The sequence below is a fragment of the bacterium genome (genome assembly GCA_040756715.1).
GTDB lineage: Bacteria > UBA9089 > UBA9088 > UBA9088 > UBA9088 > JBFLYE01.
In genome coordinates this window covers 1-3,501 of record JBFLYE010000163.1, presented here as the reverse complement: position 1 = coordinate 3,501, position 3,501 = coordinate 1, and the positions used below count along the sequence as shown (strand labels likewise).

Genomic DNA, 3,501 nt, shown 5'->3' with positions numbered 1-3,501 from the left:
AAAACTTAACCTTTTTCAATTCAAAATTCAAAATTTAGAATTCAAAATTTCTTAAAAGGTGGATGAATTTTTAACAGATAAACACAACCCTATCTATTTTTGCACTAAGTAATGGAAGATACTATAACATTCATCACCAAGGAAGCTTAAACACATATTAAGGAGCTAAACACATACGGTATTTAAGAATGAAACATCTAATCCTTTTCTCTGACATTCTCATAAAATGTGGGGTTTTTGCCTCTATTTTCTTTATCCCGGTCTACTTTGATACAAGGCTCTATAATGTTTTTGACCTATCAAAGCTTGCTGCTATGTATATCCTTTGCTTGATAATCCTTTTAGGATGGGTAATCAAGCTTGTTTTTTCAAAAGAAAAAATAAATTTTGGGCCATTAAAATGGCAAGTTTTGATATTTTTTATTATAAGCCTTCTTTCTGTTCTCTTCTCTATCAACAAGATTGTCTCTATATTCGGATACTATAGGCACTACGAAGGGCTTTTATCCTTAATTTGTTACCTTATTCTTTTCCTCTCTATTGTTTCTTTTTTTGAGAGAAAATCTGTTCCCCTCCTCGTTGATACCTTACTTATAACAGGTGCTATTTGCTCTCTCTATGGAATTGTCCAACACTATAGGTTTGATCCATTTTCCTGGAGTGGAGCAGCTGGAAATCCAAATAGTGTAAGCTCTTTCTTTGGAAACCCTGCATTCTTTGGAGGCTATATTACAATCCTCCTTCCCATTGCTTTTGGCTCTCTTCTCTCTTGTTCGGGTAAAATAAAATTTATTTTTTACGGAATTATCTTTTTTCTTATCTGTGAAGGCTTTTTCTTAAGCAATAGAAGGGCTTGCTATTTTGGTCTATTCTTTGGCTCATTGTTATTTTTGTTTTTGATTATGAAATATAAGATGACAAAAAAAGCCCTTTTAATTAGCCTTATATTTTTTATTCCAGGGATATATTATAACATAAAACCAGAAACATCTACTATGAGGAGATTTCTTACCACATTTACAGGAAAGGAGTCTGCACAAAGACCTTCAGAGATTGCATATAAGGCAACATCCCATGGATTTGAAAGCTCAGCGGGTGTTCGGATACATATCTGGAAGGATACCCTAAATATTATCAAGAAATATCCCATTTTTGGCATCGGTCTTGACGGGCTTGGCAATGTTTATCTTAAGTATAGGTCAATGGGTGTATTTAGGCTAGAAGGAGATGCAAAGGCAGATTCTGCACACAATGAATTTTTGGATATAGCTGTAACAAGAGGAATTTCAGGCCTTATTATCTATCTTTGGCTTATCGGCTCTTTTATCTTTTTCTGCATAAAGAAAGGGTTTAAAATCCCAAAAGAAGAAGGTCTTATAATCTTTGGAATAGCTTGTGGCTGCTTATCTTATTTTATCCAAACCCTATTTTCATTTGGTGTTACGCCTGTATTTTCAACCCTATGGATCGTAATGGGTGTGGCTTGTGTTTTTTCTAAAAAGGAGAAAAAGCAAGCTTTTTCATATTCCTTTATCTTTCCCATTATTTCAATTATTATAGGAATCTTTGGCTTTGCTTCTGTTTTCTCTGGGGTTTTCTTTGTTTATTCTATCCTTATTGTCCTATTGGGAATGCTTCCTTGCGGATGGATTGCAATGAATAAAAATATAAAACCCTATATCTCAAACACAAGGGCGGCTCTTTTTGGAGGATATATTTTTATTATCTTCATCCTTTTCCTTTTGGCTACAAACATATATTTTGCTGATGTTCATTATAAGGCTGGAACAAAAAAGAGAGGAGATGAGGGATTAAAGGAATATGAGGAAGCGGTAAGGCTAAACCCAACCATTGATTGGTATCAAGGAGAGGTTATAAGGCTTTTGCTTGAGAGGGCAAAGGGGAAAAGGGATCCCAAATACCTTGAAGAGGTTATCTTAAGGATAAAAAAGGTAATAAACCTTTTTCCTCAGGATGCAAATAATCACAATACATTGGGCTTGGCTTATGATTTTAAAGGAGAGCTTACGAGAAATAAGAATGACAAAGAGGTTATCTCCTGTTATAAAAATGCAATCTTTTGGAACCCATTCTATGTTGGTGCATATAACAATATTGGTGTAATCTACGGAAGGAATGCAAATTATGGAGAGGCTGAGAAATATTTTACAGAAGGACTAAGGATTGAGCCAGGAAATGGAGTCTCGTTAGAGAATCTTCATAAAATTGCCGATGCCTATATCTTTTACAAAAAGATAGATGATGCGAAAAGGGTTCTTACCAATATTGCAAAATTTTCTCCCGATTATCCAAGGATTATGGAGATATATACAAACCTTGGAAATATCTATAAAGAAAGAAATGAATTGGATAAAATAGAGGAAATATGCCTCCTTATGATAAAGGCAGATAAAAATAATGTTATTGCCCATAGAAACCTTGGCTCAATATATTTTTCACAGAAAAAATACAAAAAGGCAAAAGAAGAATTTAAGTATGTTTTGAAGATAGAGCCAGAGGATGAATATTCAAAGAATTTCTTAAGGTTATGTAAAGAGAAATGATAATTGGAATAACAGGAAAGATTGGCTCTGGAAAGACAACAATAGGAAGGATTTTTGAGAAATATGGGGCTTTTGTAATTGATGCTGATATTGTTGGTCATAAAGTATTAGAAGAGAAAAAAGAAGAAATTCTTAAGGCATTTGGAACTATTGAGAGAAAAACCCTGGCAGATATTGTCTTTAAAGATAAAAACAAGCTTGAAAAATTAAATAAAATAACCCATCCTTTAATTATAAAGAAAATAAAAAATCTGATAAAACATTCTAAAGGGCAATTGATTGTGGTTGCTGCCCCATTTTTGATTGAGACAGAATTAAAGACAATTGTTGATAAAACAATCCTTATAATCTGCGATAAAGACATTATCCTTAAAAGGATGAAAAAAGGGGGCTGGGAAATTTCTGATGTTTTAAGGAGGATGAAAAACCAGCCAAATGATAGCAAAAGGATTCCATTTTCTGATATAATAATTGATAACAATGGCCCTCTTTCAAAAATAGAGAAAAGGATAAAAAAAATTATAAAAGAAGAATTAAGATTTAAGCTCTTTGAACATACAGCAGACATTGGAATAATTGCCTTTGGGAACACAAAAGAAAGGCTTTTTGAAAATTGTAGCTATGGGATGTTTTCAATATTGGCAGATTTGTCAAATGTCAGGTGTTGTGAAAGAATAAAAATCTCATCAAGTGGAAATGGGGATGATGAAATGCTTGTAAATACCCTCTCTGAGCTTTTATTTTGCTTTACAGGGAAAGGCTATCTTCTTAAAAAATTTAAAACAGAAATTATAGGAAATAATGTGTCTGTTTTAGCAAGTGGAGAGCAATTAAGCAAAAACCATATATTAAAGATGGAGATAAAGACGGTTACATATCATAATTTAGAGATAAAAAAAAGGAAAGATGGCTGGATAGCCAGGGTAATATTTGATGT

Annotated in this window: 2 protein-coding genes; both read left to right on the top strand. The window is 33.0% G+C overall.

Annotation, left to right across the window (positions count from 1 at the left end; genetic code table 11):
* Positions 1-188: 188 nt before the first annotated feature.
* On the top strand, positions 189-2,564 hold the full coding sequence (locus tag AB1397_05965; protein MEW6482532.1) for an O-antigen ligase family protein: 2,376 nt from the start codon (positions 189-191) through the stop codon (positions 2,562-2,564).
* A partial coding sequence (gene coaE, locus AB1397_05960) for a dephospho-CoA kinase (GenBank protein MEW6482531.1) occupies positions 2,561-3,501 on the top strand: 941 nt, incomplete at its 3' end. The genes AB1397_05965 and coaE, both read left to right, overlap by 4 nt.

Bases quoted from the DNA above. Each gene is read 5' to 3' on its own strand.
- AB1397_05965 (MEW6482532.1), top strand. From the start codon at position 189: ATGAAACATCTAATCCTTTTCTCTGACATTCTCATAAAATGTGGGGTT.